Genomic DNA, 21,621 nt, shown 5'->3' with positions numbered 1-21,621 from the left:
TGCCACTGGGGCGTGACCCGATGGGTTCACCGAGGTCTCATGGCCCGCGGGCGCGCGTGAGCCACCGATGCTCCCCGGTCTCGGTTGGTCGCAGGGCTGAGCGGCCTCGTTTGCATGGTGGTCATTACCTTGCTGTCCGTCCCGGCGGGCGGTCAGGTCTGGATCATGCTTGAACCACGCACGTGGGAATCAGATGACTGGCCCCTTTGGCGGGAGTTGCGACTGGCCGCGCTTACTGAGGCGCCACGGCGAAGAGCCTGGCCGCTGTCTGATCGCCACATTCGGGCGGGGCGGCAGGTGTCGGGGCGACAGGCTGACTGATGGTCTGAGGGATCAACCGCGTACCAGACAAGCGTGTTGCGCACGCATTACGGCAACTTCTCCATCGGCCTCAGACCAACAGTGGTGTGGAGACCGGCGTCTCACGATCCTGTCCCAGAAGGGAAGGGCGTCCGGGAAGTCGGCGACTTACGAGTCACGGCTCACAGGAGGCCCGGGCGTGTGGTCGACGGCCTACCCGCGCACGGGCGTGCCGTCGACCAGACGGCACCGGTTCAGAGCAGCGCGTGCGGATACTGTGCGGCGCGATGCTGGAAGGCCAGGACCGCGGAATTCTGGACGGTGCCGCCGCGGATCTCGATCGCTCGCCGGATCGTGCGGTCACCGTCCCACCCGGTGGGGCCTTCCAGGACCGGCCGCAGGAACGGGATCAGCGCCTCGCTGTTCTCCCAGGTGGCGGCGTCCCACAGATAGGAGGGGCTGTGGTCCACCGCGTAATAGTGCACGTGGTCCCCGACGGTGAACATCGGCTCGTTGAAGGTGGTGGGCCGAGCCCAGGCGAAACCCATGCCCTCGTCGCAGGAGACGTCGATGACAAGGGTGCCGGGTGCGAGCTTCGGCAGGTCTTCCTCTATCAGGAACATCAGCGGCGCCGCGGTGTCCTGGAGTACGCAGTTGACGATGATGTCGTGCCCGGCGAGGAAGCGGGCCAGCGGCTCCGGGCCGTCCTCCGTGAGCACGACACTGCGCCGCGGATCGAGGGTGTCGTCGGCCACGTCGTGGTCGAAGTGCACGATCCTCGCCGAGTGGATCGGCGAGCTGACGGCGGCGACGCCGCGAGCGGTCAGTACGTCCACGTCGTGAACGCCCAGCGCGCTCAGCGCGGTCACCGCGCCGCGGGCGGTGGCGCCGAAGCCGATCACCACCGCACGCCGCCGACGCCCGTAGTCACCGGTCGCCCCGGTCAGCTGCATGGCGTGCAGCACCGACGAGTAGCCGGCCAACTCGTTGTTCTTGTGGAAGACGTGCAGACTGAAGCCGCCCTCCCGGGTCCAGTGGTTCATCGCCTCGAAGGCGATCACCGTGAGCCTGCGGTCGATGGCGGCCTGCGTGACCTTCTCGTCCTGCACACAGTGCGGCCACCCCCACAGCACCTGCCCGTCCCGCAGCTCGGCGAGATCCTCGTGCAACGGTTTGGCCAGCAGGATGACGTCACACTCCGCGATCAACTCCTCGCGCGAGCGGAAACCTGCGACCCACGGGGCAAGCTGACGGTCCGGAACACCGAAGTGCTCTCCGTAACCGGTCTGCAGGTAGATACTGGACTGAAGATCGACGTCGATGCGTTCGAAATGCGCTGGGTGGATCGGCAGACGGTGCTCGTTCTCTTTGCGGGTCTGCGACATGATTCCGAGCTTGAGCTGCGGCAAAGTACCCCTTTGATTACTCCCTGTTTACCACACATCCGGGAGTACAGAAGCCCTCCGCTCGGATAATGCGCTCGTAGCCAGGGCGACTGCCGGTCCGGGCGCGCACCCGGACCGGGCTCTTCGGCAGCGGCCGACACCACGTCGTTGCCCGGCTGAGCTGCCCCCGCGGCGCATCCGCGTGGCGGGGCGCGACCATCCCCTGGGAGGCACCGAGCGCGTGCTGATCGTCGCGCGCTCTGGGACCGGCCGCCTCGATACGACCGCCGACCAGGCCGCAGGGGGCATCGCGGCCCGGATGCGCACGCCTCCCCTGGTCCCCTGGTTCGACCGCCTCTGAATTGATCCGTCGGGACGGCCGCCCGTGTGGTTGGTGCCGCGCACGCATGATCAAGGTTGCGTGGGGAACTTGTGTGTCGGCAAGCCACCGGATACGCCTGTGGTTCGCCATTCATCGGCAGGAGAAGACAGATGCTGGCATTCGCGGCGGCCGTGCTCTTCGTCATCGCCTTCGTCATCCACGCGACTGAGACGTCGACCGAGGCAGTCTTCAGTCCGACGAGTCTCATGCTTGTCGGACTTGCCCTCCTCGCCGTGCACTCAAGCGGCGTGGGGCCCGGATGGGCTCCCCGGCGACGCGGTCGCCGACGCTGAGCCTTCCCGGACTTCGGCTGTCCCGCCGATCGCGCGGCAGGGCGTCGCGCTGCCCGACGCCGTCTTGCCGGGCCACCGCCTCCACCCGCCCTCCACAGACGACCGTCGGTCGCCGCGCTTCGTACCGGTCGCCAAGTTCCTTGTGACCTACCGGGTATGCCCACCGACTGCCGCCTGCCCGCTGCCGAGGTCCTGCCGAGGAGAACGGACAGCTTTCGCCCGCCTTCTGGTGACGGATGGGCGCTATTCTGAGCAATGGACGCCCTGGACCCCGGCGGACCTGTGGTTGCCCAACACAAGATGGCTACGGAAGCGGGGACCATGCCGTCCGGTCGCCCGGCGCCGTCCCCCGGGAGGGATCCGAGCGGTCCCCAGTCCTGGTGGACGGAGTGGTGCACCACCTGTTCGGCTGCCTCCGTCGAACGTATGCCTCTGCGGTCGATGGTGCCCGGGCCTTCCGCTATGTCCCGGACCACGGCAGGCCACCCGCTGTGCAGTACCGATGACGTCGGCGAGAAACTGGAAGCGCTGCGGCTCACCCTAGGTGAAGGGCCATGCGTGGACGCCTTCACGCACAGCGCGGCCGTCCTGACTCCCGACCCGCGAACCAGTGAACTGCAGGAGCGCTGGCCGGTGTTCGCTGATGCGGCCCTGGCCGTCGGAGCGCTCGTGGTCTTCGCGCTCCTTCTGCAGACAGGAGCGATCGATCCCGGAGTCCTGGGCCTGGACTCCCAGGGCCCGGTCCGGTCGGGCGCGGATGAGCCGGTCGACGCCATGGCTTTCGCCGAGTTCGCGACGCTGGTCCTGCTGGGCGCCTGGATCGGCGCCACAGGCACATCGCCGACGGACACCGCAGCGCCGGGACATGGCGCGGACCTGGGCGGGCGCCGGGCGGAGATCTCCCAAGCCACCGGCATGCTCACCGTCCAGCTCGGTGTCGGCATCGACGAAATCATTATCCGGCTGCGCGCCTACGCCTATGCCCAGGGGCGCAGGCTGACCGTCGTAGCCGCTGACGTGGTGGCCCGAAGGCTCCGCTTCTCCCCGTCGCGGGGCCGATCCGGATTGACGAGGACCCGTGACCCACTCGCTCGGTCCAGTGAACGCGCGATGCGGCGCACTCCCCGTCCGCTTCCGGCAGAGCTAGTATCGACAAAGGGTGTAGAGGATGAATGAGCAACTCCTGGCCCAGACTTTCGTCGAGTTGGCGGACAATCTGGTCGCTGACTTCGACGTGATCGACTTTCTGCGCCTGTTGACCGACCGCTGCGTCGGGATGCTCGGCGCGAGCGCCGCCGGCGTGCTGCTCGCGGACCGGGACGGCGATCTGCGGGTGATGGCCGCCTCGGACGAACAGGTGCGGCTGCTGGAGCTCTTCCAGCTTCAGAGCGATGAGGGCCCCTGCCTGGACTGCTTCCGCACGGGCACCCCGGTGGCCGTCGCCGACCTGCGTACAGAGACCGCCCGCTGGCCGCGCTTCGTCGCCCGGGCCCAGCTCCACGGGTTCGGCGCGGTGCAGGCGCTGCCCCTGCGGTTGCGGGACGAGGTCGTCGGCGCGCTGAACCTCTTCCGCGCCGTCCCCGGCCCGTTCGACCCGGTCGGCACGCCCATCGCGCAGGCCTTGGCCGACGTCGCCACCATCAGCCTCCTTCAGCAACGCTCCACCCAGCGCACCACGGTCCTCAATGAGCAACTGCAGGCCGCGCTCAACAGTCGCGTACTGATCGAGCAGGCCAAGGGGAAGCTCGCCGAACGCCAGGGCATCGACATGGAAGAGGCGTTCACCGCTCTGCGCGGTTACGCCCGCTCCCACAATCGCCGCCTGTCCGACGTGGCCCGCGCCTTCATCGAAGACACCGAGCCGCTGGCCGGTCTGACACCCTGACCGTGTGGCGCCGTTCACAGGCGACGCCAGCGCGCCGAGGCGAAGCCCACGACCAGCGCCCGCAGCATCACCTTTCCGAAGGGCTGCTCAGCGACCCGGTCCAGCACACCCGGACGGTCCGCCGACTCCCCACCGCTCCCCCGGGCCATCTGGATGGCCAGGGCGCCGATGAGGACGTACACGACACCCCGCGTGACGAAGCCCGCCCGGCCGGCGGCGGTCGACGTCTCCTTCTCGGCGGACCTGGCCGCGGAACCCGCGTTCCGTCCCCCCTCCTGTGCCTGAAACGACGGCACAAAACCCTCCCCACAGCGTGGTGCGCGCGATGCGCGACCTTGCCCCCAGTCGCCCCCGCGCGAAGACCTGAAGCGCCGGGCGGACCACCGGCCTGTTCACCACCGGCAGGGGTACTCGGCCGACATGCGAACCCTTGAACCACGACTCGGTGCACCGACGAAGCCCCTCGCGGCCGCGAAGGTCCGGGCCGGCAACCGCAGCGCTCGCCGGTCCGCCTTGCGCGCCACCGGTTCGCTCGTCCTCACTTCTGCCGCCATCCGGCTCGCCACCACAGCCCTCGATCGCCGGCGGCCGCTGCGACATCCACCGAGCGGGACGTCACCATCCCACCGCGCGGCCGGTGCTGCCACCCTCGCGACGGCTGTCACCTTGGAAGCTCCCGGACTGGGGATCGTCCTCGTCCCCGTCGCAGCAGGCGTCGCCCTCTCAGGCGTGCACTCGCCCACCCGTGTCCTGGCCGACATCGCGCTCGGGGCGGGGATCGCCGCGGCGACCTGCCACTGGTGGCCGCGGCACCAGGACGAGCCCGCCGACAGCGCCCGCCCCAAGGTCCCGGTCCCCGCCCTTCCGTCCGGCGACGGCCTGGTGGTGGTCGTCAACACCGACGCAGGGAGCGAAGCCGTCACCGAAGTCGAGCTGCGCGCCCTCCTGCCCAGGGCGGACCTACGGCTGTGCGAGGCCGGCGAGGACCTGCACACCGCGCTCCGGGAGGCCGCCGCATACGTATGGGCGCGTGGCGGAGCGCTCGGAGTCGTGGGCGGTGACGGAACCGTCAACGCGGCGGCCGCGCTGGCCGTCGAGAGCCATCTGCCGCTCGCGGTGTTCCCCGGCGGCACCCTCAACCACTTCGCTACCGATCTCGGACTGCCGACCCTGAAGGACACAGCCGAGGCCGTCGAATCGGGCCGGGGCGGAACCGTCGACCTCGGCCGCGTCACCGGCGACGGGGACTGCACGTACTTCCTCAACACCTTCAGTATCGGCGTCTATCCCGAGCTCGTCCGGGCCCGCGAAGCCCGCGAGACGTCGCTGGGCAAATGGCCCGCCCTCGCCCTCGGCCTGCTCCGGGTCCTCGCCGACGGCACCCCCATCGATGTCGCCGTCGACGGACAGCCCCGACGGCTGTGGCTGCTCTTCGCAGGCAACAGCCGCTACGATCCGCCCGGTTTCGCCCCCTCCTACCGGCCGAGCCTCGACGACGGTCTCCTCGACCTGCGCATCGTTGACGGCAAGCATCCCTTCGCCCGCACCCGCCTCGTCGTCGCCTTCCTCACCGGCACCCTGGCCCGCTCCCGCGTATACCAGGAGACCACCGCTGTCCGGCTGCGGATCGACTGCGTGGGAAAGGCGAGCGACTACACCCGCGACGGAGAGGTCGGCCCCGCCTCCGACACCCTCATCATCGACAAGAGGCCCCGGGCACTCACCGTCTACCTGCCTGCCGGCCGTTGATCGCGTGCCGTCAGCGCCCGTCGACGCAGTTGCGGTCCGGGGCAGTGCCGCGAAACGGGCGCCCCGCCTCTTCATCTCCGTCCGTCGCCAGGTGGGCGTGACGCCTGTCCCGCAGGTCCTGCGGTGTGCTGGGCCACGACGGCGCCCCCGCAGCCGCCGCACCACCTCCAGAAACGCCGCGGCTGATGTTCTTGCGCGCTGGTGGACGACGTACGGCAGCCGGGATCCGACGACGGGCCGCACGCGCTGTCCCCCGGCTCGGGAAGCGCACGACAGGGCATCACACGACCCGGCTCACCATCACCCGGCCCGACGGCCCGGACAGTCCCGCCGACCGGCTCGGACATGGGCCGAGCGGGACAGCGGGCCCGTGCTGGAGGTCCCCAGGGCGGCCTGCCCGAGCAGGGCCTTCGACGTTCGGCCCGGACGGAGACACCGGAGGACGGGGAACACCACTCCTGGTGCCGTCCGCAGCACGCGCACGCCCTCACCGGCGGTCGTTGAGGCGCCTCAGCGCGCGGCGCAGTTCCCGTTGCATCTGCCGGGGAAGCGGCTCGCCCTCCGTAGTGGCGACCAGAGCCGCAGCCACCTCCCGGAGCTTGACGTTGCAGTGCTGCGACACCTCCACCAGCAGACCCCAGGCCGGCGCGCTGGAGCACGGTGCCAGGGCCATCACCATGCCACGCGCCTGGTCGATCACCGCTCGGCTCGACAGCGCCTTATTCAACTCCACGTTTTCCGAACGCAGTTCGAGGACCTCGGCGACAAGATCCACATTCCTTGCCGAATCCCCGGCCGTCAAGAGTCTTCGCTCTTCGCAGGGGGTGGTCGCTCCAGGCATGGCGTCTACCTCACAACGCAGTGACAAGAGCCATGGCCTACGCCTGCGAGGGCGCACCGTCGGCGTGCGTCGGCGGGCGAGTTGCCTCCCGCCCGCCGTACCGGGACCATGGGGCAACCCCCAGCGCTTGAAGATCGCTTCCTCGTCCTCGGCGGGCAGGACGTTCTCTGTGCGCCGCTCAACGCCGGTCCGCCGCATGGAGCCGCCGCAGTGCGCGGCGCAAGGCGCGCTGCATCTGCCCGGGAAGCGGCTCCCCCTCCGTAGTGGCAACCAGGGCGGTCGCCACCTCTCGCAGCCTGAGATCGCATCGCCGTGCGACATCGACCAGCATTCCCCGTGCTGCCGCGCGACGGCACGGAGTCAGCACCATCACCATGCCGCACGCCTGGTCGACGACGGCGCGGCCCGCCATCATCCGGCGCAGCTGGTCAAGCTCGGTCTGCAACGCGGCAACGTCCGGCCCCGGGGACGCGCCGCCCCATGCGGCTCGGGCCCTCAGGTCCCACCGCTCCTCGTGGATCGTGGTCGTCCGCTGCATGGCTAACTTCTCTCGCCGAGTTTCTCCGTCCCGGCCTGGCTTGCGCCGCTCCGGAATGCCTGAACAGGCAATTGCGCGGGTCACCTGTGATGCTCGTGATCCCGGCGGTCCTGGCGCATCCACCGCCCCCGGCGCTGATGACGGTAGCGGCGGTCCCACCGGCCCTGCCGATCCCGTAACCCCGACACTCCCCGTGCCCCGAGTCGTTCCCGCGTAGCCGGCGCCCGGCGCCGCCTCGGCCGTAGTGGACGAGGGCGAAGACCAGCGCGGTCGCGGCCCCCACCACAGCACATCGAGGAAGCCGAGGCCGAAGAGAGTCACGAGGAGAACGAACAACAGCAGGGACACGCGGGCCTCCCGGAGCGGGATGGGACATCGCTGCCAGGGACCGGGGCCTCACGCACAGCGTAGCCCTGTGCACCGACCGCGTATACCTCACAGCGGGCCACGTACCGGCCAATCCGCAGGCCCCGGAGCGACCCCGGCCACACCCCGAACCCGTCCGCCCTTGAAGGACGTTGACAACAGACGTCGGCAGGCGTTGAGTGGCAGCACGGCGCAGGGCCATGTCACTCCGGACCTACGGGGCGAAAGCATGAGCCCTCCCGCTTCGCCCGGACCCCGCGGAAAACAGCAGATCTCTCCGCGATCTGGAGGCCCGGCGTCGCTCACATGGACGTTGTTTTCTCCTGATCCCGTATTTCCGGAGGGTTCAGGCAGTCAGGCGGCAGGACCAGGGACACCTTCAGGCGCTGCCGCCGAACGTCGGTGGGTACCCGCGTCGCAGCGACGCCAACACGCTGTCCCCCGCGCTCATTTCGCTGAGTCACCGGGCAGCGGACCGTCACCCGGGACCCGGCCAGCGGCGGACACGGACCGGCACGATGGGCACCCCGACGATCGCGACCACGCGCGCCAGGGGCGCTGAACCGACGCCACGCAAAGGAAAGTGAGACAGGATGATGTACGACCAGGAACGCGCACAACAGCCTCAGGACGAGCGCCAGGACCCCGCGACGCGACGCGGCCCGCAGCGGCCCCGCACGGGACCGGCCCGCACCCCGCACGAGCCGGCCGCCAACGGCAACGATCCCGACCGCACCCCGGGCTCCGCGCTCCTCCCCCAAGGCGAGCGGGACAAGCTCACCCTGGCGCTCCAGCAGGCCCTCGGCTCCTTCGTGGAGAGCCCGCGCCAGGCGGTGGAGGAGGCCGACAGCGTCTTCGGCGAGTCCGTCACCCGCGTGACCGAGACCCTCGCGGAGCGGCACCGCGTCCTGCGCGCGAGCTGGCAGGACAAGGGCACCGAAGTGCAGACCGAGGAACTACGGCTGGCGCTGCGGCAGTACAGGGCGACCACGGAGCTGCTGCTGCACTTGTAGGGCTCCCTTGGCCGGCGGCGAGGTGGGCGCCAGTACGCACACCCCATGCCACCGGCCATCCTCCCCCCCCCCGGGGTGTCCACCGCGTCGGCCGGTTGTCCCGTTGTTCCGGGGCCGCCGTCTGCGCGTGTCCGCCGACCGGCCCTGCGGGCGGTGAGACCGGCCGCGCGGAAACCGGTGCGGGCACCGTCCCCCGGGGGGCGGAGCGCGATGCAGCCCCACTTCGCCTAGTCGTTCGTCTAGTCGGGAGAACTCCGGGATACGCCGGTCCGGTCGGCCGGGTCGATACCGGTGACGGCCAGAATCCGATCGGCCGAGACGGCGTTGCCATCCTGGACGGCCATGACCATCGCGTCATGCGCCGGACCGGGACCGGTCGCCGACGGACTGGCCGCGAGTCCCGATACCACGCTGTCCTTGCCGTCCTTCAAAGCGGTGGCGAGAATCTCCATGAGCCGCCCGGCCTCCGCATCCGTGGCAGTGGGCGGCACGACCAGCAGGTCCCACCGCCCGCGGCCGGGCGCCAGCAGGCAGACGGTGGACGGGGACCGCTGGGTGGTTGTCCGGCGCAGGCTTACCACCTGGTTGGCGACGAGCAGCCGACCCGGGAACGGGGACCACGCGGCCGCGTCCACGAGCGCGCTGGTGACCTGTCCCCATGCGTGCGGCAACGCACCCAGCAGCCTAGGCAGTTCGGACACCAGGTCGGACGAGCGGGGCCACCATGCACCGTCGATACGCCGGGGCACGTGGCCCTGTTCCAGCTGGGACACCAGGCGCAGGCGGACGGCGGATGACGAGGCAAGAGAAGGCGAAGGCGACGGGGGCGGGGCAAGGGTCATGGGAACTCCTGAACGGGACGGGGTCGCTCGGATTCACGCGCGGCGGGCGGCGATACGGTCCGGAAGGGGCCAGCGCACGTCCCTGACCCAGCCGAGGCGTTCGAAGAGGCGGATCACGGCGGCGGACGCGTCCAGTTGTCCACGGTCGACGCCGTGCCGGGCGCAGGTGGGGTCGGCGTGGTGCAGGTTGTGCCAGCTCTCGCCGAACGAGAGCAGCGCCAAGGGCCAGAGGTTGGTGGCGCGGTCGTAGCGGCGGGTACGGAACGGGCGCTCCCCGATCACATGGCAAAGGGAGTTCACGCTCCACGTGACGTGATGGAGCAGGGCGATGCGCACAAGTCCCGCCCACAGCAGCGCAGTCAGGGCGGACACCCAGCTGCCCCCGATCAGCCACCCCGCGCCGAAGGGCAGTGCGAGGGTGAGTCCACACAGGGCCGGGAAGGCGCGGGACACGGCCCGGATGTCACGGTCGGCCAGCAGATCCGGAGCGTAACGCGCGGCGGACGTGGGGTCGTTACGGAACAGCCAGCCGACATGGGCATCCACCAGTCCGCGCACCTGGCCCCACACAGACGTGCCGTAGCGGTACGGGGAGTGCGGATCGCCCGGCCGGTCGGTGAAAGCGTGGTGGCGGCGGTGGATGGCGACCCAGCCGATCACGTCGCCCTGGAAGCTCATCGACCCGGCCACCGCGAGCGCGGTGCGCAGCAGCCGGACGGCCCGGTAGCTGTTGTGGGTCAGGCCACGGTGAAAGCCGACCGTGACGCCGAAGCCGGTCACGGCATAGAGCACCGCGGCGATCAGGACATCCGCCGGATCGATCAGGCGCCCCCACAGCCGCCAGACAGCCAGACCGAGTGCCAGGAACGGGAGAAAGACGATCAACGCCGTGATGGCCAGGGACAGCCGCTCACCGCCGGTGCGCTCGGCGGCCGTTCCCGCACGCGGGAAGGCTGCCTTCCCGTCGTACTCCGGGAGCGACCGGGTGCCGTCCGGCGGGTCGGCGCAAGGGGGACGGGGGGCGTGGAGGGGAAACTGGAGAGACATGCGCGGTCCTTGACCTCGGTGACTGACAGTGCGGCCGGGGTCTTGGGCTGCGTCTCTTCGACTCTTCGACATGCGTGCGGAGGGCATCGCCGAGAGCGGATGCGAGTCGCACGGACGGTGGATGGGGGAGCTCGGACTGGACAGGACGTGGCGGGTGGCGGTGGGCCGCCGGGCGGTCAGGCCTGGTGAGTGCGTTCGGCGGTCGCTCCGGCGGCAGTGGAGCGGGGCCTACGACGCGCGAGGCGTCCATCGTGAGATACGGTCTCGTGCCCGTCCCGCCAGGCCGCGGCGAGGAGGAGACCACCGGTCCCAACACCGGCGTACGGCGCGTCCTCAAGTTGTCAGCGTACTCCTGCCGCCCTGGGGCAGTCCCTCCCGCGCTTGTTTGTGGTGCGGTGGCCACAGCGGTGAAGGGCGGAAGCAGTAGGCTGGAGACACCGAGGGCATCTCGCACACCGGCTTCCACACCGGGTCGCCCCCGGTGAACGATGAAACCCGGGCCGTTACTCACAAGGGCGGCCCGGAGACGGGTCCGCGTCGTGAACGCGGCCTTCCAAGCCCCTCTGCCGCGACCCGCACCCTTCGCAGCCCCTCCCGCCCGTCTCACCCTGAAGCCGGACGGCCCCTCCCGTGGACTCCTCGACGGTGCCTGGTGGCCCCGGTCGCGTGATCGGCCGTGCGAACTGCCCGCGCTGACCGATGTGTTGGACACCGTCTGGGGCCGCATCACCCGTATCGCTGTCAACCCCGAGCACTGGCCGGTCATCCCGCGCAGGGTGCCACATCTGCCCCGCCCGGGCTCGACGCCGGCCTCTCGCGCGATCGGAACGGGCCCTGAGAGTCAGCGAGCGACGAGGTGGTGCATGAGCCCGACGGCGACGGGGTCCGCTCGGTGTTCGAGGCGCACGCGCTGAGCGGGACGCGTTCCGCGAGATCGTCGGCGGGCCGGCCGACGGTCTGGCAGAACATCGCCCGCGAACCTGCCGCACCTGTGGCAGGGCGTCGACGTTGGGCCGTCGAGGGGCCAGGAGCGTGGTGGATCGGCCGGGGCAGCGGAGCAGGAAGTCGAGCTCGGCGAGCTTCATGCGCCCTTCAGTGCCCTTGCCCGCCCTGGTCTCTCAGAACAGTCGATGAGGAGCAGCAGGCGGGCTTGGGCGTCGGCCCAGGGTGGCCTTGTGGGCGCCGCGTCGGAGCGGACGCGCGAGCGGGAGGAGGTATCTCGATCGCTCCCCCAGCCGAACTTGCACTCGTCCGAGACCACGCCTGCCCAGCCCACCAGGAGCACGCCGCCTTGGGGCGTGGAGGGAATGGCGGTCGTACGCGCCGGCGTCGGCATCATCGAGCCTGCGCTGCGGCTCACTGCACAGTCAGCCGCAAGGCACGGCACCGCAGCTCGCGCACTGCTGCGCAGACAGGGCAGACCGGCGTAGCGGGGTGATCCCCAGGGGGCGGAGGTAGCCGCGCAGGAGGCCGCAATTGAGACTACGGCCGCGCTATTGGTGCTCCGGGCTGGTCAGCAGCCGACGGTGAAGTTCTGCGGTCATCGTGTGAATGGCCCTGGTCAGCTCGGTGTTCGTCTTGAGCTCCAGTTCCTGCTCGACAAAGTCGTGATCGGCCTTCGCCTGCTGGAACTCCGCCTGCCGGTTCTGGCCGATCATGACGAACGTCGAAAGGAAGATCGCCTCAAGGGAGACGACGAGGGTCAGCATGGGCCATGGGTTGGATTCCACGAACAGCATCCAGAGGGCGAAGCCGACCGCATGCAGATAGACGAACGTCATGGAGCCGGCGAACTTGGTGATCGCATCAGCGATGCGCAACTGGGCGTCGCCGGCGCGGTGGGTCCGGTGCGCGACCACGACCGGATGGTGCTGCCTCGTACCGCCGCGTTCGGTCATCTTCGACTGCCTGCTTCCTTGGGTCGACGCTGTCCCACACTGCGATGTCGCTGCATGGTGCCAGACTCTCCGGGAAACCGGCGGCTTCCTGCCACCTCGCCTACTCCCCGTATGCCCTCCCCCATTCCCCTTTCCCGCCTTGCTCCTTGGTGCTGAGCCTGTGACAGCGACGACGGCCGCGCCACTCGGCTTCGCCGGGACCCGCGGAACACAGAGTGCACCAGCAGCTGTCCGACGCCCCTGCGAACCGGAGGTTCGGTCGTGCTTTCCCGGAATGCTCTGATGGGTGCTGGCCCAGGCTGCGTTCGGGTGGGGCCCGACGGCATACCGGATACCCGGCACCCACCTGGCGGCCGATGGGGCCGGCCCTCCTCGTGCCTCGGCATCCACGCGAAAGGCCGGTCCTCCCACCCCTGAAGGGGCAAGAGGACCGGCCTTTCACTGGTCGTGCCAGGTCGTGCGGCGCTCAGCAGGGAAGGGTGGTGCGACCGGCAGCGCCGGTGACACCTGTGGTGCCGTCAGCACCGAACGTCGCAGCGGTGCCGTTGCCACCCGGCTTGCCCGGGCATACGGGGCTGGCAGCGCCGCCGGCGCCACCCGTACCGCCCTTGTGGCCGCCTCCCGCTGTGGAGGCACCACCGTTGCCGCCCGTGCCGCCGGGGATACCGGCCCCGGCATCGCCGACGCCCCCTACGCCGCCTTTGCCACCGGTGCCATTGAGGGTGGCGGCGCCACCGAACCCGCCAGTGCCGCCATTGCCGTTGGCCCCGCCGGCACCTCCCGCACCACCGGCGCCGCCGACGCTCAGGGCGCCGTCGGCGTTGCCGCCCGCGCCTCCGTTGCCGCCGTTGCCGTTGGCGCCGGCCGCGCCACCGGTGCCACCCAGGCCACCGATCCCACCGTCGCTCCCCACTCCATTGGCTCCGTTGCCACCGGGGAGCCCCAGGGCTCCAAGGCCGGTGTGGGTGCGGGCGATGCCCGTGTTGGTCTGTGCCGTCGCGGAAGCGAGGACAGGGGTAGCGGCGAGGCCGGCTACGGCGAACACGGCGACGAGAAGGCTTCGGGGGATGGCGATGGTGCGCATGGAGCGCATGAGGTACGCCTTTCGGTTGTACAGCCGAAGAAATTCTCCGACTGACAACACCTAACCTATAGGGAAATTATCCCTATAGCATGGCAAATAATGATCAAATGTCTCGAAACAGGTAAATTACCTAAACAATGGCCTGTTCACACACCCCGTCAGGAAAATCGATCTCTCTCACCTCCCAGCTCTGTGCAGCCAAAGGAGGCTGGAACAGATCAGATGGCGGCCAGTGTCGCCGTCGCCCAACTGAACGGTCTCGCCCGACGGCCTTGACGAGCCGTTCGCGTTCGTCGGCCGACCCAGTGAGCCTCGGCGCCTCCACAAGGCGCCGCGGACGTCCGCCATATCGGGCATGAACTGCACCGGAGCGGGCCGACACCGGTGCCGGTCCGCTCCACCGTGCATCGCATTCTGATGCGCAACGGGCTGGTCGGCCCAGGAACAAAATCATCGCCGCGTCCATCGGCGTCGACAGCGCGATACTCCGGTGCAGCTGGGCCAGCTCAACATCATGGACGGCGTCAACCTGGACGGGGACGCGAGTGCAAGCTGATCACGGGTATCGACGACCGCTCCCACTTCGTCGTGATCGCGAAGGCGGTGACCGAGCCTTCGGCCCGCGCGGTCCGCATAGCCTTGCCCAGGCGGCCATCGATGCCCGGGCGATGCCGCTGCCCCGCCACGGAAACCAGCGGATGCATCACACGGCCGGGCTGTCGAGTTCTAGACGGCCCTGCCACCGACGGCATCACCTCTACGACAGACCGCTTTACGCGAGTTGATATTCACCTTTTCGGGTGAATTCTCGTCCACATTCTTGACATGAGTGGTCCCCCAACTGACGTAAACGCGGCCACATTTCCCCTCGTCGCGCAGAGATGGCCGAGGAGGCCCTACGCACAACGCAGTCCCATGACGTACTTTCTCCGGTACGCCCTGGACCCCGGCCCGTGCTGTTGTCGTACAGCAGCGGCAGGTGTGGCGTCCGACCGGCCCCGCCTCCCGCAGCCGTTCACCTCTCTCTGCGGGAGGCAACCCATGCCGCACCCCACCCAGTCCTCCCCCACCCTCGCGCGCGCGTCGGACACCTCCCGGAATTCGCTCCTTCATGTGTCGCTCGCAGTCGAGGCCGAACGCGCCGAACGCACCCACACCCTGCTGGGAGAGGCCGCGGGGAGCCTGCTCACCGCGATGACGGTCCCCACCTCCCTGGTCCAGCAGCTGGCGGAGATGGCGACGGCCGCCGCGCGCTATCTCGTCGAGCACAGTGAGCAGCCGCGATACCGGCTGTGGATCCAGGCCGATCCGGGAGGGATCACCCTGGCCGTCACCGACTGCATCGAGCACCCCGGCGCGGAGCGGCCTGCCTGGCTGCCCGCAACCTGCGTCTCCCACCAGGGATCCGCCCTCATGCCGGACCCGAGCCCACAGAGTTACGGAGCGGACCAAGCACTCGACGTGCAGCGCACCCGGGAAGGTCACTTCCGCGTCGCGTGCCGCATGCCATGGGCCGAGCCGACGAGTCCGCAGTCACCCTGCTGACGTAACGGGCCTATGTCAGGTGCCCCGTCCGAGCTGTGCATGGCTCGGATCGGTGGGCCGGGGGTGCCGGCCGTCGCGACGCCGCAAGGACCTCCCCAGAGGGGCACGTACAAGATTCCGGCGAACGGGCTCCGGCCCGGTGGGCCGCGGCCAGCCCGATCCATATCAACGCCCGTCGCATCGCAGCAAATAGGTCCGCCGACTGGTGACGGCCATCAGTCCCTCGATCTGTTCAGCTAGCGTCTCCGCCGGGGCAAGCAGCGTTCTCGCAGCGGAAGCGGCGTATCGACAACTCGATCACGACATCGGGCCCGCCTCGGCGGCGTCACGCGGTGTGCCCGCATACCGGCCAGGTACCCGTGCCGAGCTCCGCGGCCGCGCAGCCGTGCCGACCGCCCGGCCGAAGCCGCAGCGGACCGGGCGGCGAGGAGTCAAGGTTGCGGGGACGGTTCCACTCCTGCCTTCATCCTGCACAGGGTGGTCGACCAGGAGCGCCGGGCGACAGGTGTCGGCGCAGCGCTTGTCGCCACTACCCCGAAGAGGCCGTGGCCAAGCGCTCGGCCCGGCGCACATGGCTCGTCGCCGCTAGACGGGCGGACTGAGCCGTCCAGTCTCAGTGGCCGAAGAGGTGGATCCGCCTGGCCCGGTGGCGGTGCGGTGTGCGCGCACCCACGGGCCCCGGTGGCGTGGGCGTCACCGCCGGATCCGCCTGGCCGACGGTCACCGACGCCTGCGGCCCCGCGGCCGCCTCACGCTCGGACAGCCGGGCGGCCAGCGCGTCGCGTTCGGCGCGCATCCGAAGCCTTCGGCTGCGCTGACGCATCGCTCCCCCGGTGGCCATCCACAGGCCCAGCGAGAAGATCAGAGCCAGGGCGAGCCCGGCGCAGAAGATCGCCAGGGTACTCATGGTGGCGACGTCGTTGCCCAGCAGTGACACCGTGTAATGGGGCCCGCCACCGAGGTTGTCGGAGATCGCCAGTCCCGTGAAGGCAGCGGTCGCGGCGAGCAGAAGAAGTCCGAGGAACAGCATGCCGAGTCACCTCCGCTCTCTGCCCGGGCGACTACCCGCGGCAGGCCACTTCTAACATCCGACTCTGCAGCGCCCGAATGCGCTCCATCACGACCCCTCACCCGTGCTCGGGCGCGCCGCCTCCATGCCTGTCTGCTCGCTCGCCAGAACCGGGCGTCGCAGGCCGCTCGCCCGGGCCCGACGGCGCGGGCGCGCGACGGACGGCCCGCACACTGATCCGGGCCGCGTCCTCGTCCGCAAGCGACCCGCCGTCCCAGCAGGTATATGACGCCTGGACGGTGGTTCACCACGAGGACCACCTACGAGTGTGGTGCGGGCGTGCGGCTGGAACGGCCCGATCTGCCCGCCCGGGGTCGGGAGTCCCGTCGGAGGAGGCGTGTTCGTCGGCGTACTTGACCAGCCATCGGCACGCCCGCAACAGGTCCCTAGCCGCGTTTCCGCTTCCCTCCACCAGAGCTGTTCCTCGGTGAAGGACGGCTACCCGTACGGCTCAAGCTGAGCATGCGTCAGGGGAAGACATCATGTCCCTCCTTGACCTGCAGGCCCTTACCCCCGCCCCGAGCGAAGCCGATACCGCAGCCCTGAGCACCTTCAGCGCAGTGGAGTGCCACCACAGTGGCATCAGCCTGCTGACCCGTTGAGCCGCGTCCCCGGGCCGCGTCCGTTCCCTGCCGGGGACGCCCCCGAGGTCGGCCCCCGCTGGAAGGTGCAAGCAACCTGCCCTGTGCCGTGCGGCCTGCGGGGCTCAAGTCGTTGCCGAGGTAAGCCACGCCAATAGAGAAGTCGCGGGCGCACCTCACGCGTGGACAAGAAGCCTCACGTGCAGCCATAACGAAACCAACAACCAGCACGGCCAGCCATAACAGCTCCAGGAGCCGCGATCCGCCAACCGCTCTCAGTGTCACGTCCCGTCATGGTTCAGGTGACCGCGAGACGGTCAGCAGCGTGACTCGCTGCGCTGGGAGGGTGCGCCTTACCGCCGGGGCTCGACGGTCGGATTCCGCAGGTAACACGCGGGCTGAGGCCCCGCCCCCGCAGACAGGCTCTTGCGGATTTCCCCTTCAAGCAACCCCGCTATTGGTCGCAGGGTCAGCGGGCGCAGGCTGCTGGGCGGCCATGGCCGACAGAGCAACCCGCTGCGCGCGGCCCGATTCACGTGTGTGCCCGGAGTCGACACGGCGCAGCAGGAAGAGGCCCGCCAGCGAGATCAGACTCGGGCCGGAGAGCAGGGCGGCCAGCCAGGGAGCGCCGCGCACGCCGACGAAGACCGCCCCGGTCAGCATGCCGGCAGCGAGAAGAAATCCTGCGACCAGACCGCCGAGATAGAGGGCATGCAGGCGACGGTCCTTGTCGTCCTGCACCCTCAGTCTGGCCTGTTCCATGCGCCATTCGTGTTCCCTGGCCAGCTCCGGCTCGATCGCCTTCAGGGCGATCTCCAGGTGCTCGGGCGGCAACTGGGCCCACTGCAGGACGATTTCCAGCCCGGACGACCGGTCGGTGGACGGGGAAGGTGCCTGGCTCACTGTGTGTTCCCTCCACCGCCGTGGACCACGGGTTCCTTGTCGCGCGTGAGACCCTCCGGAGGGGGGCCCAGAGCCTGGAAGACGCGCTCCAGGACAGCCTCGACCGACCCCACCGCCGCAGCGGTTTCCGGCCGGTCGCTCAACCCCGTCAAGTCCAGCGGCCTCCCCCTCAGGGACCGCTCAGGCTCGACCGAGGCCCCCGGTGTGACCGCCCCAGGACGGGACCGCCCCGGCAGGCGGACGAGCCCCAGCAGCACCCGCGGCTCGGACAGCCGCCGAAGCCGGGGCTGCGACGCCTTTCCGTCAAGACGGTTCGTACTCCGCCGAACCACCCACGTATGGGCAGCCTTGTCGTGCAAGCCCTGGCGCCTGGGGAGGGCGACCAGGGGTCGAAGCCCCACGAGGAAGCCGATGACCATCACGTTCAATGCAAAACGCATCAGATAGCGCCGCGTCGCCCGCCGGACGCCGGGAGGCGTCAGCGTCTCACTATCGACCACGGCGAGCGCGAACAGCCACTTGCCGGGCGTCCGCCCCCATCTGGCAGTGGGCAGAACTTCGTAGAGGACCCCGATGATCAGAGCGACGGCCAGGACCGCTGCCCACAGGACGCCAGTCGTGCCGTCGAGCAACGAGACCGACACCGACTCGCCCGCCGCGGCAGCCTGGTCGATCTGCTGCCTGATGTGACTGATGGCATCGAGCCAGAGGGGGGCGGATGCGCCGGTGACGAGAAGGAACTTGAACAGCCCGTCCACCGCCCGCGCGGCAACCCGCCGCACAAGGGGTGCTGACCTGGTGCCGCTACCGACGGAGGCGAAGGGGCTCTGATGGGGGGCCGCCCACGCCATCGGCGGCAAAACGGCGCCTGCCACGGACGTCGGGAAAGTGGGCGGCGGAAAAGGCACCCCCCTGCCCTCCTCCGGCACAGGACGGCTGCTCCCCGGCACCCATGCACGGCCGTCCCAGTACCGGACGTAGCCCGGGATGCTCGGGTCGGCGTAGTAGCCGGGACCAGAGCCTTCGGACGCGGAGTTGTCCAGCGTGCCGCGATCTGACAACTCGCACCTCCCCCGACATCCCAGCGCGGACGACGGCCCAACTGCGGGAGTCCCCACGTACCTGCACGCGCCGCGGCCTGACACCTATTGCTTCAGGGCCACGCTGCCAGGACACCCCCTGCGACAGAAGCGCCTGCTGCTTGCCTCACCCCAACGAGTGACACTCCGTCCGAAGCGACGCGCAGCACCCCGGACACGGGGCGGACGTGGAGGGGCCAGGGGTGGCGTTGCCGCGTCCGCGGTAGCGTTCGGCTTCGGCTTCGGCTTCGGCTTCGGCTTCGGCTTCGGCTTCGGCTTCGGCTTCGGCTTCGGCCATGGTCATGGTCATGGTCATCGACACAGGGTTGCGCGAGGTCTCCTTCGCGATATGTGGAGTTGGCTTGTTCCGGATGGTTTGTGGGAGATCGCTCGGCCGTTGATTCCGGAGGGCCGGGTACGCCCGCAAGGTGGCGGCACCTAGAACGTGCCTGATGAGACGCCGTTCGCCGCGATCGTCTACGTACTGGTGAGCGGGTGCGCCTGGCGGTCGCTGCCGCCGTGCTTCGGGGTGTCGACGTCGACGGCCGGGTTCCAAGAGGTTCAGCCGATGGTCCACCGCTGTGTGCGCGCATTGCGGTCACACACCGTCGTCCGGTAGAGGCCATCGTACGTCTGGTAGAGGCAGAGGCGAGTCGCCGTGTTCCGGAGCATGACCGCACTTCCCGGCGCGGGTTGGATGACCTGCCACAACTGGTTGTTCCCACTGTTGCACCCGATGGCGTAGACGTCCCCGGCCGAGTTGCTGTCGAGGCAGTGGTCCCATGTGTAGTTTTGGAGTGTGGAGGAGGTGTTGGTGGTGCCAGTCCACCGCCAGTACTGACCCGGATAGCCGATCTTGCAGGGCTGGGCCCACAAGTTGAAATAGGAGTTCTCCTCGATGCACTGCTTGTAGTCGTAGTTGGCGAACCGGTCGAGCCTGGTCGCTGCGGTCTCTGCGGCAGTGGCCGTCCCATCCATTGCCGGGGTTAGCAACGCGGCGAGCACCACTGCCGTCCCACTGACCGACATGGCGCGCCTGATCCTTCTGCCGAAAGCGGGCATGGTCGATGCCTCTCAATCGTCGTTCGGCTCCCTGAAGCCAGCACCGGCACATGGTCGCAGGCGATCGCCGTGATCGGAACCCGCACGGGGAACTCATCACCGGGTATGTGAGGGCCGCTGCCAAGCCCGGCTGGAATGCCTGCCGCGCCGTGCCTTCCCCCGGGTGCTGCCGCCCCTCATTGAGCCTCCGTCAACTTGACGTCCCAGGTCGAAAGACTGGTGTCACCGGAGCATTCCCGGTCACGCCAGAAGCCGCGGCCGGAACGTGACGGAGCCCGGGAGCATGTCCAGCTCCCGGGCTCCAGCTTGCCACCCATTTGCGCACACCGGCGGCGTTTAAGAACCGCGGGTCATGTTGAGATCGACGTGTTCTGCCTTTGAACTACAGCGCCACGAGAGAGGCGCCGGGGGGACTTGAACCCCCATCCGTCGATGTTCGCCCACGCTCGGTCGATCCGGTGTTCGGCGGCGAATACTGAGACTGGAGCGAGAATCTGAGTTTCACGGGGCCGCCTCTGCCAGGCTTGGGCCACCCCCGCACGTGGTGCGGGGAGAGGGATTTGAACCCCCAACTGACACCCCTTCATCAGCTTCAACATCAGTTTCAGCTTGCGCTCATCGCGCACCCTCCGCTCGCAACGGAGGGCGTATGTGGGGGCTACCGGAAGAGGTAGCCGAATACCGCGTCGCCGACCCGCTGGTCGGTGACCTCGGTGTTGTTCGCTTCCTCGCGGGCGAACTTGACGGCCTGCTGGAGCTTCTCGACGCGGTCGAGGAGCTCGTTGACCCGCCGGGCGGGCAGCGCGCCGGAGAACTTCACCGTGGTCCAGTACCCGACCGGGACGTCCTCGTAGTACACCTCGACCTGCGCCGGGTGCTTCTCCGTGGCCTCGGCCTTCACGTGGTTGCGCGGAACCTTCTTCGTGCGGATGGTCCGCACCGGGTCCGTCTTCCACGAGTCCGTCGAGGGGTCCAGGTTCCACGACTCGGAGGCGTCGAGCACCGGCAGCTTGCGCACGAAGGTGTGCAGGTCGGTGAGTTGCTTCTCCAGGAACAGCAGGTACGGGACGGGCACCTGGGGCACCAGCACCGTACCGTCGACCACCACGTCCGCGACCGCGGACCGGTTCGCCCAGTCCTTCGTCGCGGTCACGTCGAAGAGCCGCGTCAGCGTCCCGGCGGTCGCCCGCAGAGCGTCCTCGGCCTTGATCTGCACCCGCGTGGACTCGGGCGGCAGTTGCTCGCCCTCCTCGTCCTTGGGCTGGTAGGTCCGGGAGATGCCGGCCAGCAGGGCGGGCTTCTGCACGTCCTGGTGAGCCTGGGTGAGCTCCTGGAGAGCCTTGGACTTGACGCCCTTTTCGACTGCGATGATCTGATTCAGCTTCGGCACACGGCGAATCTAGCAACTCCGCGCCGCACACACATCCGATTAACCGCCTGCCCCGCCCCTTCCAGCCGAGGGGGCGGGGCGGCGAGTGTGAGCCCGGACCGGGGCGCGAAGGTCACCAACCGTAAGGAGGCCGCCCGGCCGGAGGCCCGGGCGGTGCATTGCACGGCGGAGGGCCACGGCTCCTACCGGACGTACATTCGCTGGTCCGACAACGCGTCGAGGCGCCATGCCGGCCGTCGCGACACGGCGAACCTTCCCGGTCACAATATTAGTACTCCAGGAGCACCGAAAGCCCCGAGGGGCGCCGCTTGGGTCGGCGCCCCTCGGTCTGCCGCGCGACCGCTGGGGCAGCGCGGTGTCGATGCCGCC

The 21,621-nt window shown here is 69.3% G+C and carries 20 protein-coding genes and 2 pseudogenes; 8 read left to right on the top strand and 14 right to left on the bottom strand.

All coding sequences use genetic code 11. The features are described 5' to 3' along the window. Positions 1-554: 554 nt before the first annotated feature. On the bottom strand, positions 555-1,709 hold the full coding sequence (locus BX283_RS38210) for a N(5)-(carboxyethyl)ornithine synthase (protein WP_101391944.1): 1,155 nt from the start codon (positions 1,707-1,709) through the stop codon (positions 555-557). Between the two features lie 1,113 nt (positions 1,710-2,822). On the opposite strand from BX283_RS38210, the gene BX283_RS38200 reads away from it, so the two are divergent. Beyond that, positions 2,823-3,536 (top strand): ANTAR domain-containing protein, encoded by a 714-nt coding sequence (locus BX283_RS38200; RefSeq protein ID WP_143676607.1) that lies wholly within the window; start codon positions 2,823-2,825, stop codon positions 3,534-3,536. Then, complete coding sequence (locus tag BX283_RS38195) at positions 3,529-4,245, top strand: GAF and ANTAR domain-containing protein (RefSeq protein WP_101391941.1); 717 nt, start codon at positions 3,529-3,531, stop codon at positions 4,243-4,245. The genes BX283_RS38200 and BX283_RS38195 overlap by 8 nt, the downstream gene beginning before the upstream one ends. Positions 4,246-4,259: 14 nt before the next feature. Here the strand turns inward: BX283_RS38195 and BX283_RS38190 are convergent, their stop codons facing one another. Next, the gene (locus tag BX283_RS38190) at positions 4,260-4,541 is read right to left on the bottom strand and encodes a DUF1206 domain-containing protein (protein ID WP_101391940.1); all 282 of its coding nucleotides are present in this window, start codon (positions 4,539-4,541) and stop codon (positions 4,260-4,262) included. Positions 4,542-4,974: 433 nt separating this feature from the next. Between BX283_RS38190 and BX283_RS38185 the strand changes: the two genes are divergently transcribed. Beyond that, positions 4,975-5,994 (top strand): diacylglycerol kinase family protein, encoded by a 1,020-nt coding sequence (locus BX283_RS38185; RefSeq protein ID WP_101391939.1) that lies wholly within the window; start codon positions 4,975-4,977, stop codon positions 5,992-5,994. Between the two features lie 487 nt (positions 5,995-6,481). On the opposite strand, the gene BX283_RS38180 is transcribed toward BX283_RS38185, so the two are convergent. After that, a complete protein-coding gene (locus BX283_RS38180) occupies positions 6,482-6,769 on the bottom strand; it encodes an ANTAR domain-containing protein (RefSeq protein ID WP_257584183.1) in 288 nt (95 codons plus the stop codon). 244 nt (positions 6,770-7,013) lie between these two features. Next, positions 7,014-7,373: an ANTAR domain-containing protein gene (locus tag BX283_RS38175; RefSeq protein ID WP_101391937.1), complete on the bottom strand. Its 360-nt coding sequence runs from the start codon at positions 7,371-7,373 to the stop codon at positions 7,014-7,016. A 959-nt stretch (positions 7,374-8,332) separates the two neighbouring features. On the opposite strand from BX283_RS38175, the gene BX283_RS38170 reads away from it, so the two are divergent. After that, positions 8,333-8,752, top strand: a complete 420-nt coding sequence (locus tag BX283_RS38170; protein ID WP_101391936.1) for a hypothetical protein — start codon at positions 8,333-8,335, stop codon at positions 8,750-8,752. Positions 8,753-8,991: 239 nt separating this feature from the next. On the opposite strand, the gene BX283_RS38165 is transcribed toward BX283_RS38170, so the two are convergent. Both BX283_RS38165 and BX283_RS38160 read right to left on the bottom strand, forming a co-directional pair. Further along, complete coding sequence (locus BX283_RS38165) at positions 8,992-9,594, bottom strand: DUF5994 family protein (RefSeq protein ID WP_306822847.1); 603 nt, start codon at positions 9,592-9,594, stop codon at positions 8,992-8,994. A 33-nt stretch (positions 9,595-9,627) separates the two neighbouring features. After that, positions 9,628-10,641, bottom strand: a complete 1,014-nt coding sequence (locus BX283_RS38160; RefSeq protein ID WP_101391935.1) for an acyl-CoA desaturase — start codon at positions 10,639-10,641, stop codon at positions 9,628-9,630. 445 nt (positions 10,642-11,086) lie between these two features. Between BX283_RS38160 and BX283_RS41945 the strand changes: the two are divergent. Beyond that, positions 11,087-11,423: pseudogene (locus BX283_RS41945) on the top strand (DUF5994 family protein); the annotation flags it as partial. 711 nt (positions 11,424-12,134) lie between these two features. Here BX283_RS41945 and BX283_RS38150 read toward each other — a convergent pair. Both BX283_RS38150 and BX283_RS38145 read right to left on the bottom strand, forming a co-directional pair. Further along, positions 12,135-12,539 (bottom strand): DUF1003 domain-containing protein, encoded by a 405-nt coding sequence (locus BX283_RS38150; RefSeq protein ID WP_101391934.1) that lies wholly within the window; start codon positions 12,537-12,539, stop codon positions 12,135-12,137. Between the two features lie 466 nt (positions 12,540-13,005). Beyond that, on the bottom strand, positions 13,006-13,623 hold the full coding sequence (locus BX283_RS38145) for a hypothetical protein (RefSeq protein ID WP_143676605.1): 618 nt from the start codon (positions 13,621-13,623) through the stop codon (positions 13,006-13,008). A gap of 1,041 nt (positions 13,624-14,664) precedes the next feature. Here BX283_RS38145 and BX283_RS38140 point away from each other — a divergent pair. Next, the gene (locus BX283_RS38140; protein WP_101391932.1) at positions 14,665-15,168 is read left to right on the top strand and encodes a hypothetical protein; all 504 of its coding nucleotides are present in this window, start codon (positions 14,665-14,667) and stop codon (positions 15,166-15,168) included. A 613-nt stretch (positions 15,169-15,781) separates the two neighbouring features. Here the strand turns inward: BX283_RS38140 and BX283_RS38135 are convergent. Further along, positions 15,782-16,198 (bottom strand): hypothetical protein, encoded by a 417-nt coding sequence (locus BX283_RS38135; RefSeq protein ID WP_101391931.1) that lies wholly within the window; start codon positions 16,196-16,198, stop codon positions 15,782-15,784. A gap of 521 nt (positions 16,199-16,719) precedes the next feature. Here BX283_RS38135 and BX283_RS42510 point away from each other — a divergent pair. Continuing rightward, complete coding sequence (locus BX283_RS42510; RefSeq protein ID WP_101391930.1) at positions 16,720-16,839, top strand: SapB/AmfS family lanthipeptide; 120 nt, start codon at positions 16,720-16,722, stop codon at positions 16,837-16,839. A gap of 420 nt (positions 16,840-17,259) precedes the next feature. Here the strand turns inward: BX283_RS42510 and BX283_RS38125 are convergent, their stop codons facing one another. The 3 genes from BX283_RS38125 to BX283_RS40935 all read right to left on the bottom strand — a co-directional run bounded on the left by BX283_RS38125 (position 17,260) and on the right by BX283_RS40935 (position 19,116). Further along, on the bottom strand, positions 17,260-17,721 hold the full coding sequence (locus BX283_RS38125) for a hypothetical protein (protein ID WP_101391929.1): 462 nt from the start codon (positions 17,719-17,721) through the stop codon (positions 17,260-17,262). After that, a complete protein-coding gene (locus BX283_RS38120) occupies positions 17,718-18,839 on the bottom strand; it encodes an RDD family protein (RefSeq protein WP_257584182.1) in 1,122 nt (373 codons plus the stop codon). The genes BX283_RS38125 and BX283_RS38120 overlap by 4 nt, the downstream gene beginning before the upstream one ends. A gap of 88 nt (positions 18,840-18,927) precedes the next feature. Next, complete coding sequence (locus BX283_RS40935) at positions 18,928-19,116, bottom strand: hypothetical protein (protein WP_180356964.1); 189 nt, start codon at positions 19,114-19,116, stop codon at positions 18,928-18,930. A gap of 33 nt (positions 19,117-19,149) precedes the next feature. Here BX283_RS40935 and BX283_RS38115 point away from each other — a divergent pair. Then, positions 19,150-19,347, top strand: a pseudogene (locus BX283_RS38115) (transposase); the annotation flags it as partial. 14 nt (positions 19,348-19,361) lie between these two features. Here the strand turns inward: BX283_RS38115 and BX283_RS38110 are convergent. Together BX283_RS38110 and BX283_RS38105 are read right to left on the bottom strand one after the other, a co-directional pair. Beyond that, a complete protein-coding gene (locus BX283_RS38110; protein WP_101391928.1) occupies positions 19,362-19,829 on the bottom strand; it encodes a hypothetical protein in 468 nt (155 codons plus the stop codon). A gap of 691 nt (positions 19,830-20,520) precedes the next feature. Further along, a complete protein-coding gene (locus tag BX283_RS38105) occupies positions 20,521-21,252 on the bottom strand; it encodes a hypothetical protein (RefSeq protein ID WP_101391927.1) in 732 nt (243 codons plus the stop codon). Between the last annotated feature and the right edge of the window lie 369 nt (positions 21,253-21,621).

The organism is Streptomyces sp. TLI_146 (assembly GCF_002846415.1).
GTDB lineage: Bacteria > Actinomycetota > Actinomycetes > Streptomycetales > Streptomycetaceae > Streptomyces.
This window is presented reverse-complemented; position numbering and strand designations above follow the sequence as displayed.